The 21,414-nt window shown below is 35.1% G+C and carries 27 protein-coding genes, 1 rRNA gene and 1 pseudogene; 5 read left to right on the plus strand and 24 right to left on the minus strand.

What is annotated here, in order from left to right; translation table 11 throughout:
- Positions 1 to 28 precede the first annotated feature (28 nt).
- From C1A05_RS11855 to C1A05_RS11890, 9 genes and pseudogenes are all read right to left on the minus strand, one after another.
- Positions 29 to 682: an RNA polymerase sigma factor gene (locus tag C1A05_RS11855; protein ID WP_102028444.1), complete on the minus strand. Its 654-nt coding sequence runs from the start codon at positions 680 to 682 to the stop codon at positions 29 to 31.
- Between the two features lie 226 nt (positions 683 to 908).
- The gene (locus C1A05_RS11860) at positions 909 to 1,376 is read right to left on the minus strand and encodes a GNAT family N-acetyltransferase (RefSeq protein WP_102028445.1); all 468 of its coding nucleotides are present in this window, start codon (positions 1,374 to 1,376) and stop codon (positions 909 to 911) included.
- Between the two features lie 64 nt (positions 1,377 to 1,440).
- The gene (locus C1A05_RS11865) at positions 1,441 to 1,965 is read right to left on the minus strand and encodes an NADPH-dependent FMN reductase (RefSeq protein ID WP_306373259.1); all 525 of its coding nucleotides are present in this window, start codon (positions 1,963 to 1,965) and stop codon (positions 1,441 to 1,443) included.
- Positions 1,966 to 2,021: 56 nt separating this feature from the next.
- A complete protein-coding gene (locus C1A05_RS11870) occupies positions 2,022 to 2,219 on the minus strand; it encodes a YjfB family protein (protein ID WP_102028447.1) in 198 nt (65 codons plus the stop codon).
- Positions 2,220 to 2,602: 383 nt separating this feature from the next.
- Positions 2,603 to 2,683 carry a putative holin-like toxin gene (locus tag C1A05_RS18550; protein WP_373419475.1) on the minus strand — a complete coding sequence of 27 codons (81 nt, stop codon included), beginning with the start codon at positions 2,681 to 2,683 and terminating at the stop codon, positions 2,603 to 2,605.
- Positions 2,684 to 2,875: 192 nt separating this feature from the next.
- On the minus strand, positions 2,876 to 3,277 hold the full coding sequence (locus C1A05_RS11875) for a MaoC/PaaZ C-terminal domain-containing protein (RefSeq protein ID WP_102028448.1): 402 nt from the start codon (positions 3,275 to 3,277) through the stop codon (positions 2,876 to 2,878).
- The gene (locus tag C1A05_RS11880) at positions 3,274 to 3,723 is read right to left on the minus strand and encodes a MaoC family dehydratase N-terminal domain-containing protein (RefSeq protein WP_102028449.1); all 450 of its coding nucleotides are present in this window, start codon (positions 3,721 to 3,723) and stop codon (positions 3,274 to 3,276) included. Before C1A05_RS11880 ends, C1A05_RS11875 begins: the two co-directional genes overlap by 4 nt.
- 19 nt (positions 3,724 to 3,742) lie before the next feature.
- Positions 3,743 to 3,917 (minus strand): annotated as a pseudogene (locus C1A05_RS18325) (SDR family oxidoreductase); the annotation flags it as partial.
- Entirely contained in the window at positions 3,917 to 4,054 is a 138-nt protein-coding gene (locus C1A05_RS11890) for an SDR family NAD(P)-dependent oxidoreductase (RefSeq protein ID WP_102028450.1), read from the minus strand. The gene C1A05_RS11890 and the pseudogene C1A05_RS18325, both read right to left, overlap by 1 nt.
- 339 nt (positions 4,055 to 4,393) lie before the next feature.
- On the opposite strand from C1A05_RS11890, the gene C1A05_RS11895 reads away from it, so the two are divergent.
- A complete protein-coding gene (locus tag C1A05_RS11895) occupies positions 4,394 to 5,332 on the plus strand; it encodes a hypothetical protein (protein WP_102028451.1) in 939 nt (312 codons plus the stop codon).
- Positions 5,333 to 5,662: 330 nt separating this feature from the next.
- On the opposite strand, the gene C1A05_RS11900 is transcribed toward C1A05_RS11895, so the two are convergent.
- Positions 5,663 to 5,860 carry a DUF2197 domain-containing protein gene (locus C1A05_RS11900; protein ID WP_159462064.1) on the minus strand — a complete coding sequence of 66 codons (198 nt, stop codon included), beginning with the start codon at positions 5,858 to 5,860 and terminating at the stop codon, positions 5,663 to 5,665.
- Positions 5,861 to 6,063: 203 nt separating this feature from the next.
- Positions 6,064 to 6,540, minus strand: coding sequence for a GNAT family N-acetyltransferase (locus tag C1A05_RS11905; protein WP_102028453.1), 477 nt, complete (start codon positions 6,538 to 6,540; stop codon positions 6,064 to 6,066).
- Between the two features lie 145 nt (positions 6,541 to 6,685).
- Between C1A05_RS11905 and C1A05_RS11910 the strand changes: the two genes are divergently transcribed.
- Entirely contained in the window at positions 6,686 to 7,066 is a 381-nt protein-coding gene (locus C1A05_RS11910) for a carbonic anhydrase (protein ID WP_102028454.1), read from the plus strand.
- An 80-nt stretch (positions 7,067 to 7,146) separates the two neighbouring features.
- On the opposite strand, the gene C1A05_RS11915 is transcribed toward C1A05_RS11910, so the two are convergent.
- The 11 genes from C1A05_RS11915 to C1A05_RS11965 all read right to left on the minus strand — a co-directional run bounded on the left by C1A05_RS11915 (position 7,147) and on the right by C1A05_RS11965 (position 18,691).
- Positions 7,147 to 7,590, minus strand: coding sequence for a DUF5392 family protein (locus C1A05_RS11915; RefSeq protein ID WP_102028455.1), 444 nt, complete (start codon positions 7,588 to 7,590; stop codon positions 7,147 to 7,149).
- A 259-nt stretch (positions 7,591 to 7,849) separates the two neighbouring features.
- On the minus strand, positions 7,850 to 8,707 hold the full coding sequence (locus tag C1A05_RS11920; RefSeq protein WP_102028456.1) for a 3-hydroxyacyl-CoA dehydrogenase family protein: 858 nt from the start codon (positions 8,705 to 8,707) through the stop codon (positions 7,850 to 7,852).
- Positions 8,704 to 9,531, minus strand: coding sequence for an enoyl-CoA hydratase-related protein (locus C1A05_RS11925; protein ID WP_102028457.1), 828 nt, complete (start codon positions 9,529 to 9,531; stop codon positions 8,704 to 8,706). Before C1A05_RS11925 ends, C1A05_RS11920 begins: the two co-directional genes overlap by 4 nt.
- The gene (locus C1A05_RS11930; RefSeq protein ID WP_102028458.1) at positions 9,515 to 10,417 is read right to left on the minus strand and encodes an NAD(P)H-dependent flavin oxidoreductase; all 903 of its coding nucleotides are present in this window, start codon (positions 10,415 to 10,417) and stop codon (positions 9,515 to 9,517) included. The genes C1A05_RS11925 and C1A05_RS11930 overlap by 17 nt, the downstream gene beginning before the upstream one ends.
- Positions 10,410 to 11,591: an acetyl-CoA C-acetyltransferase gene (locus tag C1A05_RS11935; protein WP_102028459.1), complete on the minus strand. Its 1,182-nt coding sequence runs from the start codon at positions 11,589 to 11,591 to the stop codon at positions 10,410 to 10,412. Before C1A05_RS11935 ends, C1A05_RS11930 begins: the two co-directional genes overlap by 8 nt.
- Before the next feature lie 85 nt (positions 11,592 to 11,676).
- Positions 11,677 to 12,726, minus strand: a complete 1,050-nt coding sequence (locus C1A05_RS11940) for a phosphotransferase family protein (RefSeq protein WP_102028460.1) — start codon at positions 12,724 to 12,726, stop codon at positions 11,677 to 11,679.
- A 115-nt stretch (positions 12,727 to 12,841) separates the two neighbouring features.
- A complete protein-coding gene (locus C1A05_RS11945; RefSeq protein WP_102028461.1) occupies positions 12,842 to 13,867 on the minus strand; it encodes a phosphotriesterase family protein in 1,026 nt (341 codons plus the stop codon).
- 13 nt (positions 13,868 to 13,880) lie between these two features.
- A complete protein-coding gene (locus tag C1A05_RS11950) occupies positions 13,881 to 15,497 on the minus strand; it encodes a class I adenylate-forming enzyme family protein (protein ID WP_102028462.1) in 1,617 nt (538 codons plus the stop codon).
- A 165-nt stretch (positions 15,498 to 15,662) separates the two neighbouring features.
- Positions 15,663 to 16,643, minus strand: coding sequence for an NADPH:quinone oxidoreductase family protein (locus tag C1A05_RS11955; RefSeq protein ID WP_102028463.1), 981 nt, complete (start codon positions 16,641 to 16,643; stop codon positions 15,663 to 15,665).
- Between the two features lie 4 nt (positions 16,644 to 16,647).
- Positions 16,648 to 17,886 carry an acyl-CoA dehydrogenase family protein gene (locus tag C1A05_RS11960; protein WP_102028464.1) on the minus strand — a complete coding sequence of 413 codons (1,239 nt, stop codon included), beginning with the start codon at positions 17,884 to 17,886 and terminating at the stop codon, positions 16,648 to 16,650.
- 217 nt (positions 17,887 to 18,103) lie between these two features.
- Positions 18,104 to 18,691, minus strand: a complete 588-nt coding sequence (locus C1A05_RS11965; RefSeq protein ID WP_102028465.1) for a TetR/AcrR family transcriptional regulator — start codon at positions 18,689 to 18,691, stop codon at positions 18,104 to 18,106.
- A 325-nt stretch (positions 18,692 to 19,016) separates the two neighbouring features.
- Here C1A05_RS11965 and C1A05_RS11970 point away from each other — a divergent pair, with 325 nt between their 5' ends.
- On the plus strand, positions 19,017 to 19,322 hold the full coding sequence (locus C1A05_RS11970) for a hypothetical protein (RefSeq protein WP_102028466.1): 306 nt from the start codon (positions 19,017 to 19,019) through the stop codon (positions 19,320 to 19,322).
- Between the two features lie 42 nt (positions 19,323 to 19,364).
- Here C1A05_RS11970 and fosB read toward each other — a convergent pair whose 3' ends face one another.
- Positions 19,365 to 19,787 (minus strand): metallothiol transferase FosB, encoded by a 423-nt coding sequence (gene fosB / locus C1A05_RS11975; protein WP_102028467.1) that lies wholly within the window; start codon positions 19,785 to 19,787, stop codon positions 19,365 to 19,367.
- Between the two features lie 159 nt (positions 19,788 to 19,946).
- Between fosB and C1A05_RS11980 the strand changes: the two genes are divergently transcribed.
- Together C1A05_RS11980 and C1A05_RS11985 are read left to right on the plus strand one after the other, a co-directional pair.
- Positions 19,947 to 20,885: a DNA polymerase beta superfamily protein gene (locus C1A05_RS11980; RefSeq protein WP_159462065.1), complete on the plus strand. Its 939-nt coding sequence runs from the start codon at positions 19,947 to 19,949 to the stop codon at positions 20,883 to 20,885.
- A gap of 88 nt (positions 20,886 to 20,973) precedes the next feature.
- Positions 20,974 to 21,246 carry a YqhV family protein gene (locus C1A05_RS11985; RefSeq protein ID WP_102028469.1) on the plus strand — a complete coding sequence of 91 codons (273 nt, stop codon included), beginning with the start codon at positions 20,974 to 20,976 and terminating at the stop codon, positions 21,244 to 21,246.
- Between the two features lie 45 nt (positions 21,247 to 21,291).
- On the opposite strand, the gene rrf is transcribed toward C1A05_RS11985, so the two are convergent.
- Positions 21,292 to 21,407: ribosomal RNA gene (gene rrf / locus C1A05_RS11990) — 5S ribosomal RNA — on the minus strand.
- Positions 21,408 to 21,414: the final 7 nt, after the last annotated feature.

A 21,414-nucleotide genomic window follows, 5' to 3' on the forward strand; every position in this document is an offset into this window, starting at 1 on the left:
CAAATGAAAGAAAGGATACGAAACAAATTTATATTTTTTCAATAATGTTATATTTATTTCCATCTGGGTCTGTAACAGTAAATATAAAATGGTGATCCTTTTTCTTTATTTTGATGCCTCGTGTTATTAGAATCCTGTATGTAGATGCTACAATTCTAGCGTTATTTTCTTTTAAACTAGTTAATAAACGAAGGATAAGTTGCTCTGGAGGTTCATTTGTAGGCACTGTATTTTTCATTTGTGTTAAGTTAACTCTTGCGCGGTGTAACGTGGCTTTTACAGCTCCTATCGTTATGGTTAACATTTCAGAGATCTCCTTAGAAGTAAATCCAAAATACTCGGTTAGTAATAGGACGCATGCTTGTTGAAAGGGAAGTTCACTTATTAAAACCTCCACAGTCTCTAGTAATTTAAAATTCACATCTGTATAATGGATATTACATTCTTGTTCGACTGTTTTCTCTTTCTTTCTTTTCCGCATTATGTCACGCCACTGGTTAATAGCCATTTTAAATAAATAGCCTTTAGGATTCTGGTGCAATTCGATAGTAGAAGCCCTACGCATAATATTAAGAAGTGTGTCCTGATAGAGATCTTCCCCATCCCATGGGTTACCAGTTATGCTATAGCAATATCTTTTTAACTCATGTAAATATGTAGTAAAAATAGGGTTCACTTCCATATCGACGTCCCCCAACAAAGTTAGCTAATTTTAAGAATATTTTACCATTTTTTTTAGCTATTGAAATCTATTTTTTTTTAGGCACTAAGAAAAAAGAAAGTTCTTCCCATTGTATTCAATCAAAATACACAACACGATTAAGATATAAAAAAGCATGAATCCCGGTTATTTAACCAAAACTCATGCAATATACCATCTTAGCTGCTTGCTTGAAACATCATTCTAATCATATTGATTTAACATTCGTTAGCTTTTCATATAACTTTATCGAATCACCAAATATTCCATAAACATAACCGGAGTGAATCCAGCCATATTTTTCATAATAGCCTTCTAAATCTGTAGTAAGATAAAGCTTAGGATAGCCTTTCATAGCGGTTTCGGTTAATGCGTGATTTAGTAATTTTGACCCTATCTCCCTCCCTCTATTCACCTCTGTTACATACAAACAAGCGAACCAGGGATAGAGATCTTGTCTACTATTTAAATCGTTTCTCAATAAAGCGTATGTACCAATTATATGGTTGTTCTCTACCGCAATATAAAATCTTGGAATTGGATCATTCGTTGTAGTGGAATGTCTAATACAATCCTCGTAAAAAGGAAAATTCTTTTCGTTTCCCCATTGATTCCAAAAGATTGTTATTGCTTCTTCCAAATAATTGGACTGTTTGTTTAATTCTATAATTTGCATACTTCTTCTCCTGATTGACATTTACTCTGTTATCAAAAAATAATGTACTTTATTTAAATAATAACTACTTTAATCCCTTTTGTAAGGCTATCATTTCTTCTGCGAGCTTATGTAAACGTCTTTCTGCTTGTTCATCCTCTAAATCACCTTCTTCGGTAAAGGATTTATTATGTATGAATACAGTATTTGTCGGCACAATCCCTTTTAAGTAAGAGAGTATTGGTTTCAATTGATATTCACCAACTAAAAAGTGTTTTCCAGAACCACCGACAGTAACAATTCCTGTTACCTTTCCTTTAAATGCGTCTTGTGGCATAAAATCCAATAAATTTTTTAATGCTCCTGAAATGGATGCTTGATAAATAGGAGTTGCAAAGACAATAAAGTCTGCAGTAGTAATTCTGTTCACAATGTCCCATGTATGTTGATCATAATAAGCGAGAGATGGTCCGTGAAATAATTCTACTTCTTCTTCCTTTAAATCAATAAGATCTGTTTGAATATTAGAATCAATTGCTTTAGCAGCTGATAATACATGGAAAACAGCTTCCGATATTTTTGCACCTACTAATGAGCCTGAGATTCCCACTAACTTCAATGAAACGTCCCCCAATATTTTGTAATAAGTTCTATATAAACTACTCCTTATAATTTCACATCAATATTACTTCCTAAATGTGGTTGTGAGGCTTGTTGCATTTGTTTTCCTGCGTCGTGAAGCATTTGTATCATCGTCATCGCTTTACTTTCAGATTGATTCATCATGTTTTTCATTAGGGTAATGCCTACATCTTGTCTAAAATTCACTTGATTTAATGCTATTGACAATGCTGGGATATCCATTTGATAACCTCCTCCGTTTTTTTATTCCTTACTATATCATACATTAAAAAGCGCACGTTAAAAATGTATTCTTGTTCTACGTAGAGCGTTTTACCACTTAGTATTTGCACCCTTATCATGAACAACCCATATAACACTTTTTTCACGTATTATAAATTACTCAATGTTACCTACACTATATAAAGGTGATTTAAAAAAATATTTGGTCCTTTCGGTTTTCAATGAACCAAATATGGAGTATAATAAATACAAGAATTATGCATAAAGTATAAAAAGACCGTTGGTGATCCTACACCAACGGTAATGTACAATAGCCCTTCAAGGGGGCGACTCGCTTTCGGGAATATAATCACCCTTATTTGCTTGTCCGGCTTAAAGGGTGGTTATTTTTTTATGTTTGACAATATTGCAACAACGAAACTTCCAAATGAAATCATTAGGACTAGCGTTTCAAATACTGTCATCCTTATCACCCCCTTTCTAAAAAAAAGGGAGCGAGTAACCACCCATGAAAGCCTTATTGTACTAACTTTATTTTACCAAAAAATCCCCCAAAAGAACAGAACGTATATTCGTATTATGTAAGAACAGAACTTATGAACTATTTTCTGTAGTATACAGGATAGTTAAATAGTGCACTGTATCAATACTGATTGCTAAACAAAACGAAATTTAACTGATCCCCTTAATACATTTTCTCCATGCTGATTTATTACATATATTTGAAATAACATATCTGTTTCGTTTTTTTCTTTTATAGAAGCCTTCAATGTCAATATATCCTCTAGAAAAACCATGTTAGAGAAACGAATTTGATAATCTTCTAAAAATCCTTCGTTATAATATGGAGTAAACAATTTTGCCAAATTCCCCATTGTCCACATTCCATGAGCTATTACTCCGGGTAGGCCCGATTTTAATGCTTCTTCATCAATTGTATGTATTGGGTTAAAATCACCAGAAGCTCCAGCGTATTTTATTAAATCTAAACGGCTTACAGGATTTAACGTAACTTCTTTAAGGGATTCATTCACTTCATATTCCCATAATCGCTTCACTTTAACATCTCCCTTCTCACAGCCTCCGTAATGATTACTACTTGTTTTTCTGTAAACAAGATGTTTTGATCTGCATCTTCTCCGTAACGCATAATAATTAGAAATCCCATTAAACCATTTTTTCCCTCTTTTTCATAATAATCCTTGACCTCTGAATAACAATACACATCCTCTCCAACAAAAAGCGGACGTTCATAATGATAATGCTGCTCACCATGAATTAAACCAATAGAAGGAAGTTTAAGGTCAGGAATTGTACCAAAGTCAAACACTATCGGAAACGTTGGTGGAGCTATATTTTTACCATATCGTGATTCCTTTCCAAATTTTTCATTCGTATAAATTGGATGGTTATCTTGAATGGCTTCTGCAAACCTAAGAACCAAACCTCGTTCTACTGTGTTTTTTATTCGATTTGATTTTTTCCCAATAAATCCGTTTAACAATTAAAACCACTCCCTTTTACTATTTAGAACCTCCAGCCACATATTGTACTTGACCGTTTACAAAGGAAAACCACTCATCAGCAAAAAACTAAAGCATTTGCTATGTCCGCAGGTTTTCCTGTTCTTCCAACTGGGATGGTTTGCGCACTGTGATCTACCATGACTTCAAATGGAATACCAATGCGATTTGCTGTTATAACGCCTCTTCATTTATATCGACAATGGCAACCTTCGCTCCATCCTCTAACAGCCGTTTTGCTGTTGCTTTTCCAATACCATGACATTCCCCAGTAATACAAGCAACCCTACCTTCCAAAGGTTTTGACAACATGTTAATTCCACAACAATATCTCTATTAATATACGTATTCGTTATTTCTACCTATGATTCCTTGCAGATTGCATTACATCATGGATGGTCGTTCCATACGGAAATTTTAAGAAAATAATGTTTGAATATCTAAAATTTTCATAAAATATAGGAATAATATACTGTTTGTTTTTGGTAAAAGTATTAAAAAAGACCTAGTTTGCATATGTCGCAAATATTACTTAAGGATAAATTAACAGTTATTTTGGACTAATCTTTATTAACTAGAATAATAAGATACCAATATCCTAGATTTGTGTGTTAAAATGTAAAAGATTAGCCTAAAGGAGGAAGATGTAAATTGAAGAAAATTAAAACACTAGGCGTACTAATAATTACAATCTTATTTTTAGCTGCTTGTAGTAGCGATGATGAGAAAAGCAACAAAGAAGTTGTGGTTAACGCATTTGAATCACTAACAGAAGAAGCGAAAAGCATGGACGCTACGTTTTCCCTTGATTTAAATGTAGATGCAGCTGATGCACCAGCCACTGTGCAACCTTACCTAGATATGGTTAATGATGCAACTTTTGATGTAAACATGAAATATGACGAAGAAGCACAAAAACAAGAAGCGACAGTAAACCTAAAAGGTTCCATGAGCCCTATTAGTGTTGATTTATCTGTACCCGTATTATACGATCAAGCGTCTCAAAAAGGATACATTCAAACAGACAGCCTTTATGAAAACTTTGGTATGATGTTTGGTTTACCTGCTGAGCTTGATGGAAAACTAATCGAATTTGACCTAAACCAATTAGGTGTTGGGGAAGTAGTACCTGCAGATGAAGAGCTTCAAGGAAAACTAAATGAATTAGTAAAAGATTTCTTAAACAGCAAAGATGAAGATGACTTCAAGAGTGAAGGAGATAATGTATATAGCGTATCCTTTACTCAAGATGAACTAAAGGATTTTATTATTGATGCAGCTGCTTCTTTAGATGAAACTATTGATGATGCTGCTAAAGAACAACTTAGCGCTGAAATTGATACAATGTTCGAAACAGTTTCTGTAGATACATTTGAAATTAAAACAACAGTTAAAGATGATCAAGTTAAAGAACAAAATATCGTTGCTGATTTTGTAATTGATGATCCTTCTACTGGAAAAATTTCTATCAATGTAACAATGGGTACGGTTTATAACAGCATTAATGAATCTGTAGAATTTACTATTGATCCAGAAAATGCAGATATCATGCCATTTGAAGAACTTAACTCTATGATGTATATGTATTAATCCTAATCTTTTAGGATTAACGACACTTAACAAAAAAACCAAACCACTTTCAAGTAATATTGGTGGTTTGGTTTTTTTCTTTTAGATTAGGATGATATACCTACAATGACCCCTACTCGCCCAGTTAATTGTTAATGAGTGACTATATACGCTGCTTAGACTTTTGGAACTTATTTATTGAAAGTCCAAGGTTAACATGTTCTTTTATTCCCTTTCCTTATTAATAGTGATCGTAAAGCGAGAAATATGGGTAATCTACTGTGGGAGTAAAGGAAGTAATCCATAATCTGAAGACAAATCTCATTCATTTTTCACTTATAATAATTACATCTATTTCAAAAACTTAGTATGCTTATCGATCATATCAGGATTAAGTCCTGTATTTAGTTGAGCTTCTACCTGCATTGATTGATTACATTTTTTACATATGTATAGTGCATTGGGGTTTGCTTTTATTTTTTGGTATTGTAAGTCGGTATGGTCAATTTCGAATACTTTTTTACAAGTATAACACTTCTTTTTTAACATGTTTTCCCCTCCCATATCGAAAATTCATTACAATATCATACCCTTCTAATCTTCTTCGACACCATTATTTTTTACCCTTTAGCAATAGTGCAAAAAATGCGGTCCCCATACTAAGGTACCACTTTTATAGTATGTACTTTCCGGATATATTGCTGTTGAAACCCTCTGATCTGATTGTTCACCTATTTACTTTACTAATTTATTCAAAACGATTTATCTACATAACCTTTCATTCGAATCACTTTTCCGTTTACCTCTTCGCCCACTTCTGTCATGCCAAGTTTTTGATAAAAGGTTCGAGCGGATGAGTTTGTCTTTGAAACTCTTAGATGATATTCGTCAACACTTTGTTTCTTAAAAAATTGTACTGCATATTGATGTAGCTTTACACCTAACCCAGACCCTCTTTTTTCCGGTATTAAATAATATAAATGGACATAACCAATCTTATTGTCTTTATACGCCTTAGTCGTTAATTCTAGCTGTCCTATTGGTTTGTCGTTTTCAAGAACAAGAACAAATCCATCGGGATATTTGACGGCATGCTTTTGCACCCAACTGATATAGTCCTTATCTTCTCCAAAACCTTCATCTGTTCCAAAGCTCACATAAAATGAATCTCTCCGAAATGGTATAATGATATCGGTATGTTTTTCTACATCCATTCTTTTAAATTCCATTTAGTTCACCCCTCTTATATCTTAATATTTTATCATCATTTTTTTTTAAAAGTAGTTTCATAGAAGATAAAAATGGGTATAACTATATATACCAAAATGCATTAAAACTTAATCACCTTATAGTATGAAGTGAGGGGGGAAATACATGAGTGACACTCAATTTGCGACAGCAATAAATTGCATGGATGGGCGTGCCCAATTGCCGATAATTAAATGGATGCAAGAAAAATATTCGGTACCATTCATTGATATGATAACAGAACCAGGTCCCACAAAGGTTTTCTTACATGGAACCGATGATGAGATTGAAAAAATAAAAGACAAAGTCATCATATCAAGGGATGCACATGGATCTAAATCCATCGCTGTGATTGGACATCACGATTGTGCTGGAAATCCAGTTAGCCGTGACGTGAAATGCCGCATGATTGAAGAATCTGTGGAAAAAGTCAAAGCTTGGGGCTTTGATATGGAAGTAATAGGACTTTATGTAAATGAAAATTGGGAAGTAGAACAAGTCATTTAGTAAACATGTAAGTAGAATATCCAAATAAAAAAACCCTTTATATAGGGTTTTTTGTTTGTGAATTTTCTCTTTTTACAATATTACTCATGAATTCTTTGCTTTCGTTCATGTTCCTCCGTTAAAAACTGTAGAAAGGCTTGAAAACCTAGTTTTGGTTGCATTTTTATTGTGTTTATATATTCTTTTTTTGTAAAATCGTTTAATAATTCACTTCTGTTAATTCTTTCAATCATTCGTTCTGTACTAATAGATTCCATTTCTTTTTGGACATGCTTAGATTCTTTAAATAAAGCAATACCAATGGCACCCATCAACGCATAAATAGCTAGTGTTGGAATAGCGTCCAAATACCATCCTCCTGATAGAAGGAGCAAAAATAAATTCATAATGGGAAAGACCATTAAAGGAATAGCAAAGATACGATATTTGGAAAATTTTTTCATATAGGGTTTTAAAACACCCATAATGATTTCCATTTCTTTCTTAACAAATGTAGGCATATTTTTAAACACAATAGGATTCATTTTGCTTCCTCCAATGTTTTATTTTACCTGATATACAAAGAGACCTTACCAAATGATACTTATTCGTTTGGTAAGGTCTTGCTAACAACGAGCGGTTGCCAACAAAGCCGAGGGATATTCCCTGTAATGACGACTTTGCTGTAAAAGCTACTCCCCTTATAGGAATTATATTAGGTTAATTTAATTGTATATCATTTCACATGGATTGTCATTCCATAACTACTGGGAAATATAAACATATTTTCAACAAGCCAAAATCCTAGCTATTTACAATCTCCAACTTATAGTCGTAAAATCCTTTCCCTGTTTTCCTTCCAAAATGTCCTGCTCGAACTAACTGTTTCAATCGTTTTGGAATTCGATATTTTGGGTCACCAGTTTCCTTAAATAATGTCTCTTGTACATAAAGTAATGTATCTAGACCAATATAATCTGCAAGCTTAAGAGGGCCGATTGGATGACTAGCTCCCAGCATCATTCCCTTATCGATATCTTCTTTTGATGCTATCCCCTCTTCTAATACAAAAATTGCTTCCGAGATCATCGGAATTAAGATTCGATTAACAACAAACAAAGGAGTATCTGTAACCACTATACTTTCTTTATTCAAATCCGCAACAATATTTTCTACTTTTTTCAAAACCTCTTTATCTAAGTGTTGGTGCTGTATGATTTCGACCAACTTCATTATTGGTACAGGATTAAAAAAGTGTATTCCGCATACTTTTTCTGGCCTACTAGTTGCAAAAGCGATTTCTGTTATGGATAGTCCAGAAGTATTTGAAGCAAAAATAGTATCCTGTTGACAAATTGCATCAAGTTCTTTGAATACAGCCTTTTTCACATCCGTTTTTTCTGTGACTGCTTCAAATAGCACTTCGACATCGTGTAGTTCTTGCTTATTGGTGGTAAATGTTATGCGGTCCATCACCGTTTGCACAGACCAAGAATAATGTTTCTTTACTAGAATTTTATTTAAACTCTCGGTTATACTGGCCTTCCCTTTATTTAATGCATTGGTATTGGAATCCATAAGAATGACATCGTGTGCATGCATTGCCATTACTTGTGCTATACCACTTCCCATAATACCTGAACCGACAACACCTACCTTCACTTTACCTCATTCCTTTCCTTAAGGAAATCTGGTAAATCATTGCTTGTTAACGGAAATTTAGGTGGCCTCTTTTCCAAAAAAGATTGTATTCCTTCTTCTGCATCTGCATTCTTCCCTGCCCAATAAAGAAACTTAGACTCAGCTAAATGTGAGGCGTACGGGTGATTTTCGCCAAGCATTCCCCATATTAACTGCCTAGTAAAACGATTAGAAGTAGCAGCAGTATTGTCAACAATTTCCCTAGCTAGTTCATATGCTTTCGCTAATGGATTGTCCACCTCATATTGAACTAAACCGCATTCTTTTGCTTCTGAAGTAGGGATATATCTTCCTGTATACGTCCATTCTAATGCCTTTCCAACTCCAACGATGCGTGGTAAGAACCAACCTGATGCCGCCTCTGGCCCAATTCCTCTTCGGCCAAATACGAAGCCAATTTTCGCCTCTTTTTTTACGATCCGAATATCCATAGGTAATGTCATCGTCATCCCGATACCAACAGCAGGACCATTTATTGCCGCTATAATTGGCTTTTTCATATTATATACTTGCAAACTTACTTGACCCCCTAAGTCCCGATAATCATCGATTGTTCCATCCGAATCAAAAGTTGATCCCCCTTCACTTAAATCCATACCGGCACAAAACGCTCTACCTTCTCCAGTAACAATAATTACACGAACGTTATCATCATCGTCTGCCTTTTTATAAAAATCTAGTAATTCTTCATTCATTTGGTGTGTATACGCATTCATTTTATCTGGACGATTAAGAAATAACGTGGCAATACCATGATCCAATTCCGATTTAATCGTTTTGTACAAGACGAGACACCCCCGAATCATATTCTTTTTTTAATTGATTAATAATGTCCTTCATTGACTCTACTTTTTGTACCGATGTAACACCATGTCCAGCAGACCAAATATCTCTCCATGCTTTGACATCAACCAAATGAGAAAGGTCGATATCCTCTCTTGATTTCAAGCTACCTGGTTCAATTCCTTCCTTTATTAAACTTGGGATTAAGACATTTGCATAAACGCCACTAAAAGCATTTGTATATAATACATCCTCCATTGTAGATTCAATCACCATTTTTTTATATTCTTCAACTGCTTGGCTTTCCTCCGCTACTAAAAATCTCGTTCCCATATATGCATAATCAGCTCCCATTAATTGAGCTGCTGCAATGTCTTGACCAGTTGAAATACTTCCTGAAAGAATAATAGTTCCGCTATAAAAAGCTTTCACAGCTTGTATAAATGCAAATGGATTTAAAGTTCCTCCATGACCACCAGCACCAGCACAAACCAAAATAAGACCATCCACACCTATTTGAGCTGATTTTTTAGCATGTTTAACAGTAGCTACATCTGAATAGACGAGACCTCCATATTGATGTACAATGTCGATAACCTCTCCAGGATGTCCAAGAGAGGTTATGACAATTGGTGGTTGAAACTCTTTAATTAAGTGGAGGTCCTCTTCGTATCTTTTATTTGATTGTTTATGACATATAATGTTAACAGCCCATTGGTGATCCTTTAATTTTTCTTTAATCTGTTTCAGCCATTCCGCACATTTCGATATTGGTCGTGCATTTAGCAAAGGGAATGACCCGATTACACCAGCTTTCCCTGCTTCTATTACCATTGCAGGATTAGATACGAGAAACATGGGAGCAACAATTAATGGTAATTTAGACATGCTCAATCACCATCGCAATTCCCTGACCTCCACCTATGCATAGGCTAACTACAGCATATTTCCTATTCGTACGCCTTAACTCATATGAAGTGGAAAGTAATATTCTAGCTCCACTTGCACCTACTGGATGACCTAGTGCTATTGCCCCACCATTTACATTTGTCTTTTCTCGGTCTAGCTGTAATTCTTTTTCTACAGCTAAATATTGGGCTGCAAAAGCCTCATTTACTTCTACTAAATCCATCTCTTTTAATGAAAGATTCGCTCGTTTTAACGCCTTCCTTATTGCAGGAACTGGACCAATTCCCATAATGGAAGGATCTACTCCAGCAACAGCCCATGATAAAACTCTCGCAATTGGTTGAAGGCTATTTTCTTGTACGGCTTTTTCACTTGCAATAATTAAAGAAGCAGCACCGTCGTTTATCCCCGATGCATTCCCAGCTGTAACGGTACCATCTTTTAAAAAGGAAGGTCTAAGCTTACTCATTGTCTCGATGCTAGCATCTGGTTTAATGTGTTCATCCTGATTAATCGAAACCGCACCTTTTCTACTCTTTATTTCCACAGGCACAATTTCTTCTGCAAATATATTCTTTTCCACAGCTTGTTGAGCCCGTTTGTTTGATTCAATTGCAAAATAATCCTGTTCTTCCCTCGTAATTTGGTATAATTTCGCTAGTTTTTCAGCAGTCATTCCCATTCCTTCACCTGTGTATTGATCGGTAAGTGTTGTTAACAACATATCTTCAAAAGCTAGATTTCCCATTTTTCCCCCACCGAATCGTTGTTCAAAATTGGAATATGGGGATTGTGACATATTTTCAGTTCCCCCTGCAAGAACAATCTGTGCATCTTCCGCTAAAATAAGGTGGGCGGCAGATATAACAGCTTGTAGACCAGACCCACATAAGCGATTTAATGTAAGAGCGGGCACCTCTTTTGGAATACCACTATGCAAACCAATATGGCGGGATAAATAGGAAGCATTTTTCTCTGAATGAATAACATTACCATAAATAACATGATCGATTTGCTCTGGGTCGACCTTAGATCTTTTCAAAGCTTCTATTGCTGTAGCTTTACCTAGTTCTGTTGCTCCGGTATTCACAAAGGAACCTCCGAATTTTGTAAATGCTGTTCTTGCGCCATCAACAATGTAAATAGATTGCAATTACACTTCCTCCTCTATTTTATTTTCAGGTTAACATATTGTTATTAGCTTATTCTTCAAACACTTAACGTTTTCCTTTTCTCTATCACAAGAGCTGTTTTGTTCTTGCTAAATCCGCCATTTCAAATAAATTCTTAATGGATATATTTAGATGCTCGAATCTTGAATCATTTAGTTCACCATTTTTCCATCGATAATAGATTTGTTGTAAAATGACAGCCAATTTATAAAAACCAAGTGCAACATAATAATGTATGTTTGATAGATCACGCCCACTTAATCGAGCATATTCTTCGACAAATTGTCTCCTACTGTAAAAGCCAGGCTGATTGGTAACAATATTAATTCCGAGATATGGGTCTCCACTCTCTCCCCAATATGCCACTGTTGAACCTAAGTCGGTTAAAGGATCTCCGATTGTTGACAATTCCCAATCCAATACTCCATTAATGTTTCGTGGATTTTGTTCATCCAATAGTACATTATTTAATTTAAAGTCATTGTGCACAATCGTTGGGTTTGGCGATGTAGGTATATTTTTTCGAAACCAATCTTCCAAATCTGAAGTATTGATAATTTGTTCTGTTTTTGATTGATGATAACGTTTAATCCACCCATTTACTTGCCTATCTAAATATCCTTCAGGTTTCCCGATATCTGTAAGATTAGCCTCGACAATATTAATAGATTGTAGTTGATTCAAGGCATGAATCATACTATTGGAAATAATAGGACCTACCTTTTTCGATTCCCCAATAGATTTTGGAATTGTGTCATCAAGTACGACACCTTGTTTTTTCTCCATCACATAAAAGTGTCTCGACATGATTTCTGTATCCTCCTTATACAGCAGAGGCTTTGGGGCCAATGGAAATACACGATTTACTTTGGATAATATCGTAAACTCTCTTTTCATATCATGAGCTTTAGAAGGTATATTTCCGAATGGAGGTCTCCGTAATACAGCTTCCCAATTACCAATAGAGATTAAGTAGGTTATATTCGAGTAGCCCTCTGAAAATTTTTTCACCTGAAGAGATTCATCTGGTACATCAACGAGCTCCTTTCTCAAAAGGCTTCTTAACTTAAACCAATCAATATATTTGTAATCTACTAATCTTCCAATTGTATTCATTCGTCTCACCTTTCTAACAAATACGTTATAAGCTACCTATTCTCTATAAAAGGTATGAAATGATAATCTATTAAAGAAAAGGTGCAAGGAATACTCCCCACACCCTTTGAAATGTTTATCGGGCACTAGCTTCTTCTTTGGCTTTCGTATCGTTTATAGCTTCACTACCGCCAAATATACGATTCGGATTTTTGATTAGTATCGTATCAATTTGTTCTTCCGTAACTCCGCCCTTTAGTAGAGCCGGTACGATATTTTCAAAGATATTTCCTGGATGCCAATTTTCAATTAATTTAGCTAATTCTTCTGGCCATTCAGGAGCCTTTCCTAACCAATGGTTTACTGTATCGTGAGACATCATTAGTTGGTCCGCATAACCTAATCCTATTAAACCTATTAAAGTCCCAACTCGGTCTTTATCCATTGGTGCACCAACAAATCCTTGAATTCCAAAACGGTCAAACCCAACAAATACACCTGTTTCTAATGTACGGAGATGATAGTTGATATCTGTATTTCCATCCATATGTCCAATAAGGATACGATTTGGGTTCGCCCCTTCAGATACAAGTAATTGCGCTTGCTCTGGTCCCATTGTTCCTTCTTGTGTATGTGTAATAATGGAAATACCTGTTTCCTTTTGTACTCGGGCTGCGACTTTAAAGAATACTTTTTCATAATCAGATATTGCATCCTTACCCGATCCTAGTTTAATAACACCAGGCTTAATTCCAGTATTCCCAATACCTTCCGTAATCTCCTTCATAAACATCTCATAGATTTCGTCTTCAGCTGATCCAAGAGCTTGCTTAAATTTAAAGTAAGCAGGTGCACCTTCACCTTCATAATAATAACCTGTTGAACAGATTATATTTAATCCCGTTTTCTCTGAAATCTCTCTAAGTAATTCAGGATCTCTACCTGCTTCATTAGGTGTTGCATCAACAATTGTTTTTACACCATGTGCTTGAACAGTTGCTGCAACCTCCATTCCAACTCGAATCACTTCCTCTTTATCTACTGGATAAGCAGAATTTCCATAAAAACCTGGGTATCCAAAAAAGAAATGCTCATGCATTAACGTTTTTCCTAGTGCGTCTGCACTGATTGGTCCTGTCACCGTATTCACCATTTTACTCATTATAAATTCCCCCTTAATTTTTACTAACTTCCGGTACATAACGTAATTCTGTCTTCACTACTTTCCCATTTGGATTTCTTGGTAAAATAGTCAAGAATTCTACATATGTTGGAACTTTATATTTAGCAAGTCTATCTTTTACCCAATTCTTCACTTCTTCTTCCGTGAGCATCTCGCCATTACGAGGAACAATGCATGCTTTTACGACCTCACCATATTTATCATCTGGTACTCCAACAATTGCCGCTTCCATTACTTTTGGATTTGCATATAATACGTCCTCTACTTCAACAGAAAAAATTTTCTCTCCGCCGCGGTTAACCATATCCTTTATTCGGTCCATTATCGTTACGAAGCCTTCTTCATCGATAGCTGCTAAGTCACCTGTAGCTAACCAACCACCTGTAATTGCTTTTTTTGTTGCCTCCTCGTTATTCCAATATTTTTGGATAACCATAGGACCTTTAAATAACAATTCACCAACTTCACCAGGTTTTCGTTCTGCCCTTGTTTCTGGGTCCACAATTTTTGCTTCTGTAACTGGTGTTGGAACACCCACAGAACGTACATGATTTAATTGATATTCATTCGGCATAATGACTGCTGGTGATGTCGTTTCGGTCAAACCGTAAGTATTATGAAGCTCTATGTTTGGCACCCAATTTTTAAGCGCTCTTAGTGTTTCACTAGGCATTGGTGCTCCACCGAAAGCTCCGACTCGAAACTTCGATACGTCATAGTTTTTATGTGCTGGATCTAATAATGTCATTACATAAACAGTAGGAGATGCAATTACGTGTGTAATTTGTTCGTCTTGAAGGATTTCTAGGAATTGTGTTGATTTAAACATTGGCATTAAAACAGTTTTGCCACCAAGTAAAACAAACGTCATTAGTTGAGCAGCTAATCCCGTAATGTGGAAAACAGGAACTGCAATAACTGTAGAATCATTAGAGGAAAGATTATAACAATATTTATAGTTTAACGCCGTGTGTATCATATTAAAATGGGTAATTAAGGCACCTTTAGGTCTTCCCGTTGTTCCAGAAGTATACATAATAAATGCGTAATCATGCTCATCTACTTTTTCTTGTATATTTTCTTCCGCTGGTTCGATCAATCTGGAGTACGGCAATGTACCATCCGGCGGTGTTTCATCTGTAATAAAAACAGATTCCACGTGTGTATCTGTTAATATAGATTCAATATTTGGCCACCATTCTAGGTTCGATACTACTACTTTTGCACCTGAATTTTTTAGCATAAAGGATAGCTCTGTTGATTTTAATTTCGTATTAAGCGGTACAGCTATTGCACCTATTTGTAACGCAGCATATACCCCAACTACAAAAGGAATACCGTTCATAAGTAAAAAGGCTACTCGGTCTCCTTTGTTTACACCATATTTACGCCTTAACTGATAAGCAGCGTTATTCACTTGTTCTTGTAATTGCTTATAGGTTATTCGTTCATTTCCATGAACGAATGCTGTTTTTTCTGGAAACTTGTCTACACTTTCTGAAAGTGTTTCATTTAAATTGCGAGGTCGTTCCCGATACGTTTTTAGTGTAATTCCTTTAACTTCTTCCTCGTGAACGAAAGGATTAATGTCTTTCCAATACTCAGGCATTCATTCCCCTCCTTTTTTAAATATTTATTATTTGATACTATCCATTTCTCTTAACTTGTTTCCTCCCCCCTAATTGCTTGTAATATATATGAACCTTGTCTACTAAACCCATAATCAAATGATGTTAATGAAACAAGGTTATATCTTACAAATTTGTAGATCATACTAAATTTTCACAACTGATTTACCCCACGTTTCTCTTGATTCTAAATTAGTTAAAGCATCAATCACCTCATGAAAGTCATATTGGTGAAAAATCAATGGTTTTATCTTACCTAATTTATATAAATCCATTAAATGTTCATGTGCTAATCTTACTTTATCTGGGAATAATTCACGATAATATCCAAAGTGAACACCAACTATCGAATAATCCTTAATTAGTACATGATTTATTGGCACTTCCGGGATGGTACCACTAGCAAAACCTATTGTTAAAAGACGGCCATTAAAGGCTATACATTTTCTTGATTTATGAAAAACATCCCCACCAACTGGGTCAAAAATTACATCTGCACCCTTTCCATCCGTCACTTTTTTTACAATATTGACAAAATCGTCTTCATTATAATTAACAACTACATCTGCTCCTGCTTTCATACATATATCTAGTTTCTCTGTGGATCCCGCAGTTGCAATCACCTTTGCACCAAATGCTTTACCTATTTGGATGGCAGCAGTTCCAACACCACCTGCACCAGCATGAACAAGTAGCGATTCACCTTCTCTTAGATTGCCACGACTTTCCAAAGCATAATAACTAGTATGGTAGGTTATGTACATTGCTGCTGCATCTTCAAACATGAGTCCATCAGGTATTAGAAACGCATAATCTTCCTTAACAGTGACGTACTCGCTAAAAGCTCCCGATGGCAATTGGGGTGTAATTAATACACGATCTCCCTTTTTAAAGGAAGTACCCTCTCCAACATCTTCAATATAACCAGCCGCCTCAGCACCAGGTGTAAACGGTAAATTAGGTTTTTCTTGATATTTACCTTGGCATTGAAGAATATCAAAAAAGTTCAAAGAAAACGCTTTCACTTTAATGAGTAATTCGCCTGCCTTAGGAACAGGCTTTACTATTTCCTTTATTTTTAACGCATCTTCTGGATTGCCGATTTTCGTTACAAACCACGACTTCATTTTTTCACCTGCCAACAAGTTCAGTTTCCGTTTCCTTTAAAAGCTGTTCACGTACTTCAAGCTTGCCTATATCACGTAGGTGAACTTGATCTGGACCGTCAACAATTCGTAAGGTACGAGCATTTGCCCAGTGCTCAGCAAGTGGAAAATCATCCGATACACCTGCCCCACCATAAACTTCAATTGCGCGATCAAGTACGTTTAGAGCCACACGTGGTGCGGCAATCTTAATCATAGCAATCTCTTTTCTTGCCGCTTTTGCGCCTTCTTGATCGATTTTATTAGCAGCATGGAGTGTTAGCAATCTAGCTTGCTCAATTTCAATCCTACTTTCTGCAATTTGAGCACGGATAACATCTTTATCTATTAATTTTGAATGAAATGCTTCTCTACTATTCGCTCTTGTAATCAATAATTCCAATGCTCTCTCTGCTGCACCTATCGCTCGCATACAATGATGGATTCTACCAGGTCCAAGTCTTCCTTGTGCAATTTCAAACCCTCTTCCTTCGCCCAACAATATATTGGAGGCAGGAACACGTACATTATTATAATGGATCTCTGCATGACCATTTGGAGCATGATCATAACCAAATACCGGCAAATGTCGTTTGACTTCTACACCTGGTGTATCAAATGGGACTAAAATCATCGATTGCTGTTTATGGCGCTCTGCATTCGGATCTGTTTTTCCCATTACAATGGCTATTTTACATCTTGGGTCCATCGCACCTGTAGACCACCATTTTCGAGCATTAATGACATATTCATCCCCATCTCTTACAATACTACTTTGTATATTTGTAGCATCAGAAGAAGCAACAGCAGGTTCTGTCATGGAAAAAACCGATCTAATTTCACCAGCTAATAATGGTTCAAGCCACTGCTTCTTTTGCTCTTCTGTACCATATTTAACTAAGACCTCCATATTTCCAGTGTCTGGTGCATTACAATTAAATACTTCAGGGGCAATTAAAGATCGACCCATTATTTCACATAAATGTGCATATTCATAATTGCTTAGCCCAGCACCATATTGTTCATCTGGTAAAAATAAATTCCATAATCCTTTATTTTTAGCCTTTGATTTCAATTCCTCCATAATGGGTGGGATTTGCCATCTGTTTTCTTGGTTACTCAACTGTTCTGTATACACCTTTTCATTTGGGTATACATACGCTTCCATAAAATCTACTAATTCTTCTTTTAGCTTAACAGCTCGTTCTGATAGTTCTTTTAACATATCATCCCTACTTTCTTCATAAATCAAAAATTTTTTTAACACTTAAATGGCTTATAAATTGACCTATATATGGCTATTTTATAAGATAAATGTTATGTATAAGAGAACCTAATTTGTGCTGTTCGTTTAGAAAGCTATTTGGATTGGAAAGTTACTAGTAGGATTGGTGGATGTTGTGGGAAATTGTAGTTATCGTTTTATTAATAATAAGCGCAATCTATTTCATTAATAATTTGAGCAATTTGTCACTATACATTTTTTTAATTTCTTCTTTCGTTAACCTGCCTTCTGCTTTAAACCATTGTTGAATCCAATTCATAGAACCTAGTATAATCATTCGAATAATAATAGGTTCATCCGTTTCAAATTCTTTTGATTCTAAACCCTTCCTTATGACTTGATCAAAAAGTTTTTCATATTTTTTTCTGAGTTCTAGAACGAATCCTAGCTGCTCTTTATTAAAAAAACGTTTTGGTTCCATAATCATATTAAATACTTCTTTTTCTTCTATGGCGTATTCAATATGGGTTGCAATCATTTGTCTTAAAATATCTTCAGGTGAACGCTGTTGAATCACTATACTTTCTAGGTCAAAAATAGCTTGTGATAAAACGAAATTATGACATTGATACATTAAATCACTTTTGTTTTTGAAATAGTAATATAAAGACCCTTTCGTCATTAGTAACTCGGAAGCAATTTCCTCCATAGTGGCCCCGCTATATCCTCGGCGATTGATTATCTTTATAGCAGATAGGAGAATTTGTTCTTTTTTACGTAACATTTTTTTTTCAGATAATTTCATTCCATCACCTTATACTTTTTTGTATCCTAAAACCATTGTTTTATTGCTAACTTAATAGTTATAAAGGATTGGGTTATTTTCTGAATTTTCTATATAGTACCAACAATTATTATAGATTGCAATACTTTTTTTGAACTTTGTTTAAAATTTTACCTTTGTTTAAATTTAATACATCAGAAGCTATTATAGAACCTCTTTATTTCCCTACAACGTGATTATTTATTTTGCATAGCAACAAATAATTTTTTACCATTATGAATCCATCTATTATTGGTAATAATAAAGAATAAAAGGGAAACGAGCTAAACGATAGGACGGTGATTACGTGAAAAAGATGTTGCAGCTATTCGCAATTTCACTAGTGACGCTTACTGGGACAAACACCAATGCGGAAACAAAGGTTGAGGAAAAATTAAAAGAGGAGCATAGTTGGGAACAGGTTCATGTACATACAGAAGAACAATTAGTAGACAAGTATAAGAAAAAAGTAAAAACGATTGCCTATCATCATTATCATGATGTTCATGTCTATCGTACCATTCAAGTGTTTACCTACTATTGCCCAATTCACAATGAATATAAATCTGTTGTAGATATTTCAAATAAACGTGAAGAAGAACAGCCTCATTAAACTCACCCTCTTAAAGGGTGAGTTTAGATTACTAAATTTAATTTATGTATAAAATTTCATATGCTGCTTTTCTTCTTTATAGTAAGACATTCGATCTTCCAGTGTACCGGTATGAAATTCAAATTTGTGACCATCCAAATCTGTAAAATAAATAGATTTTTTATCTCTCTGATCTCTTTCCCTACCTGGCAATATAGTGACTTTTAATTTCCTCAATTTTTCTACAACCGCATCAAAATCTTCTTCATCTATTGAGAAGGCAATGTGTGTATAGGATTGATTTTTTTCATTTCTTGGAATATGTTTTTCTTCATTTAGTGCTATCCATAGTCCATTTAAGTCGAAGTAAGCAGTAGTTCCCCCCTCTACAAGAAGTTTTGCATCAAATACGTTTTTATAAAATAAGACGGATTCCTGTAAATTGGACACGGAGAACAGTAAATGATTAATCCCACTTATTTTCAATTCATTTTCCCCCTCTACAATACAAAATCTCTTTAAAGTAATTTCCGTTTAACTGACAAGCCCTAGCAAATAGGTAAAATTGTATGTTTAGTTACTATTCTGTTATGAAAATAAATCTTATTTTATAATTAACCATAAACGATGGAAGGGAGGATATCAATGAAAAAGGTTTCTCAAAGATTATTAGATGAAAATACGATATACCAAGTAATAACTGGTTCTACAGCATATGGTCTCGAGGTCAAAGATTCTGATCTTGATCAAAAAGCGATTGTCATTTTACCAATTCAACATACGTTGCAGTTAGAGAAAGAATGGGAGACAACCACCTTACATAATCCAGATATTGAATATCATTCTTTAAAGAAAACGATGAGATTGCTGCAAGCACAAAACCCTACCATACTCGAAACTCTATTTGTAGATGAATCACATATCGTTAAAAGTACAAGCTTTGGAAATCATTTACGTAACAATCGCGAAACCTTTTTGACGAAAACTTGTTATTATACTTTTGGCGGCTATGCGAAAGATCAGTTAATGCGAATGAAACAAGGATTAAACCAAACTACTTCATCAGACATAGTGGAACACCTTTTACACAAGCTTGAACATATTATAAGAAATGCTACGGACCGCTATCCTAGCCTAAAAAACGGAAAGTTTCATTTATATGCTGTAGAGAATGACCTTAAATGTTGTATATCTTTTGAACAAATACCATTAACTGAGCTTTTTGGAATTACATCTGAATTATCAAATACAGTGAAAAGTGTTCAAAGTCGTAAGCAAAATAACATTCAGTCCGAACATAAATTACACAAACAGGCAATGCATCTCATACGATTGCTTCTGATGGGGATTGAAATTTTAACGGAACGTACACTTACGGTACTTCAAAGGCACGATAATCAGGATTTATTATTATCCATACGACATGGCGAATTATCTTGGGAAAACATATTTCTTTTAACGGAACGATTGTTTCTACAATTGGAGAACGCATTTCAAAATAGTCCTCTTCCAGAAAAAGTTAACCATAATGCTGTAGATTCATTATTTTACGAAATCATGAAGAACTATTATGGAATAAAATAATTAGTTACGAAAGAAAACTAACTTGTCCTTTTTTATACATGAACTGCATATAATGCTTAAGATTATGTATGTAAAAGGAGAAAAAGCAATGTTCAATTATATCGAAAAAGCGGTTTTGGGGATGGCGCTTCTAAGAGTTCTATCCGGAACAATTGAAATTTTTGCAGCAATTTTAATATTAAAGTTAAATCAAGTGGACAAAGCGTTAATTGTTAATAGTTCGTTGTCAATAGTTGGACCCTTAATATTCTTATTAACTACAGCAGTTGGCTTGTACAGTATTGCTTCTGATATTCCTTTTAGTAAGCTTTTATGGATTTTTATAGGTATTGGTTGCATTATTTATGGGGTAAATAAATAGAGCACAAAAAAGCCTCAGATCCAATAGACCTGAGGCTTCGCCTTTGCCTAGCGATGTCCTACTCTCGCAGGGGAAACACCCCAACTACCATCGGCGCTGAAGAGCTTAACTTCTGTGTTCGGAATGGGAACAGGTGTGACCTCTTCGCCATCACCACTAGACTTACAG

This window comes from Salirhabdus sp. Marseille-P4669, assembly GCF_900240405.1.
Taxonomy (GTDB): Bacteria; Bacillota; Bacilli; order Bacillales; family Alkalibacillaceae; genus OEQK01.

Excerpts from the sequence above, each read along its gene's own strand:
- C1A05_RS11945 (WP_102028461.1), bottom strand. The coding sequence starts at position 13,867 with ATGAGTAAAATGGTGAATACGGTGACAGGACCAATCAGTGCAGACGCA.
- C1A05_RS11955 (WP_102028463.1), bottom strand. The coding sequence starts at position 16,643 with ATGAAGTCGTGGTTTGTAACGAAAATCGGCAATCCAGAAGATGCGTTA.
- C1A05_RS11870 (WP_102028447.1), bottom strand. The coding sequence starts at position 2,219 with ATGGATATCCCAGCATTGTCAATAGCATTAAATCAAGTGAATTTTAGA.
- C1A05_RS11860 (WP_102028445.1), bottom strand. The coding sequence starts at position 1,376 with ATGCAAATTATAGAATTAAACAAACAGTCCAATTATTTGGAAGAAGCA.
- C1A05_RS11980 (WP_159462065.1), top strand. The coding sequence starts at position 19,947 with ATGAAAAAGGTTTCTCAAAGATTATTAGATGAAAATACGATATACCAA.
- C1A05_RS11950 (WP_102028462.1), bottom strand. The coding sequence starts at position 15,497 with ATGCCTGAGTATTGGAAAGACATTAATCCTTTCGTTCACGAGGAAGAA.
- C1A05_RS11940 (WP_102028460.1), bottom strand. The coding sequence starts at position 12,726 with ATGAATACAATTGGAAGATTAGTAGATTACAAATATATTGATTGGTTT.
- C1A05_RS11915 (WP_102028455.1), bottom strand. The coding sequence starts at position 7,590 with ATGAATCCTATTGTGTTTAAAAATATGCCTACATTTGTTAAGAAAGAA.
- C1A05_RS11930 (WP_102028458.1), bottom strand. The coding sequence starts at position 10,417 with ATGTCTAAATTACCATTAATTGTTGCTCCCATGTTTCTCGTATCTAAT.
- C1A05_RS11960 (WP_102028464.1), bottom strand. The coding sequence starts at position 17,886 with ATGTTAAAAGAACTATCAGAACGAGCTGTTAAGCTAAAAGAAGAATTA.
- C1A05_RS11905 (WP_102028453.1), bottom strand. The coding sequence starts at position 6,540 with ATGGAATTTAAAAGAATGGATGTAGAAAAACATACCGATATCATTATA.
- C1A05_RS11890 (WP_102028450.1), bottom strand. The coding sequence starts at position 4,054 with ATGTTGTCAAAACCTTTGGAAGGTAGGGTTGCTTGTATTACTGGGGAA.
- C1A05_RS11910 (WP_102028454.1), top strand. The coding sequence starts at position 6,686 with ATGAGTGACACTCAATTTGCGACAGCAATAAATTGCATGGATGGGCGT.
- C1A05_RS11855 (WP_102028444.1), bottom strand. The coding sequence starts at position 682 with ATGGAAGTGAACCCTATTTTTACTACATATTTACATGAGTTAAAAAGA.
- C1A05_RS11985 (WP_102028469.1), top strand. The coding sequence starts at position 20,974 with ATGTTCAATTATATCGAAAAAGCGGTTTTGGGGATGGCGCTTCTAAGA.
- C1A05_RS11965 (WP_102028465.1), bottom strand. The coding sequence starts at position 18,691 with ATGAAATTATCTGAAAAAAAAATGTTACGTAAAAAAGAACAAATTCTC.
- C1A05_RS18550 (WP_373419475.1), bottom strand. The coding sequence starts at position 2,683 with ATGACAGTATTTGAAACGCTAGTCCTAATGATTTCATTTGGAAGTTTC.
- C1A05_RS11900 (WP_159462064.1), bottom strand. The coding sequence starts at position 5,860 with ATGTTAAAAAAGAAGTGTTATACTTGTAAAAAAGTATTCGAAATTGAC.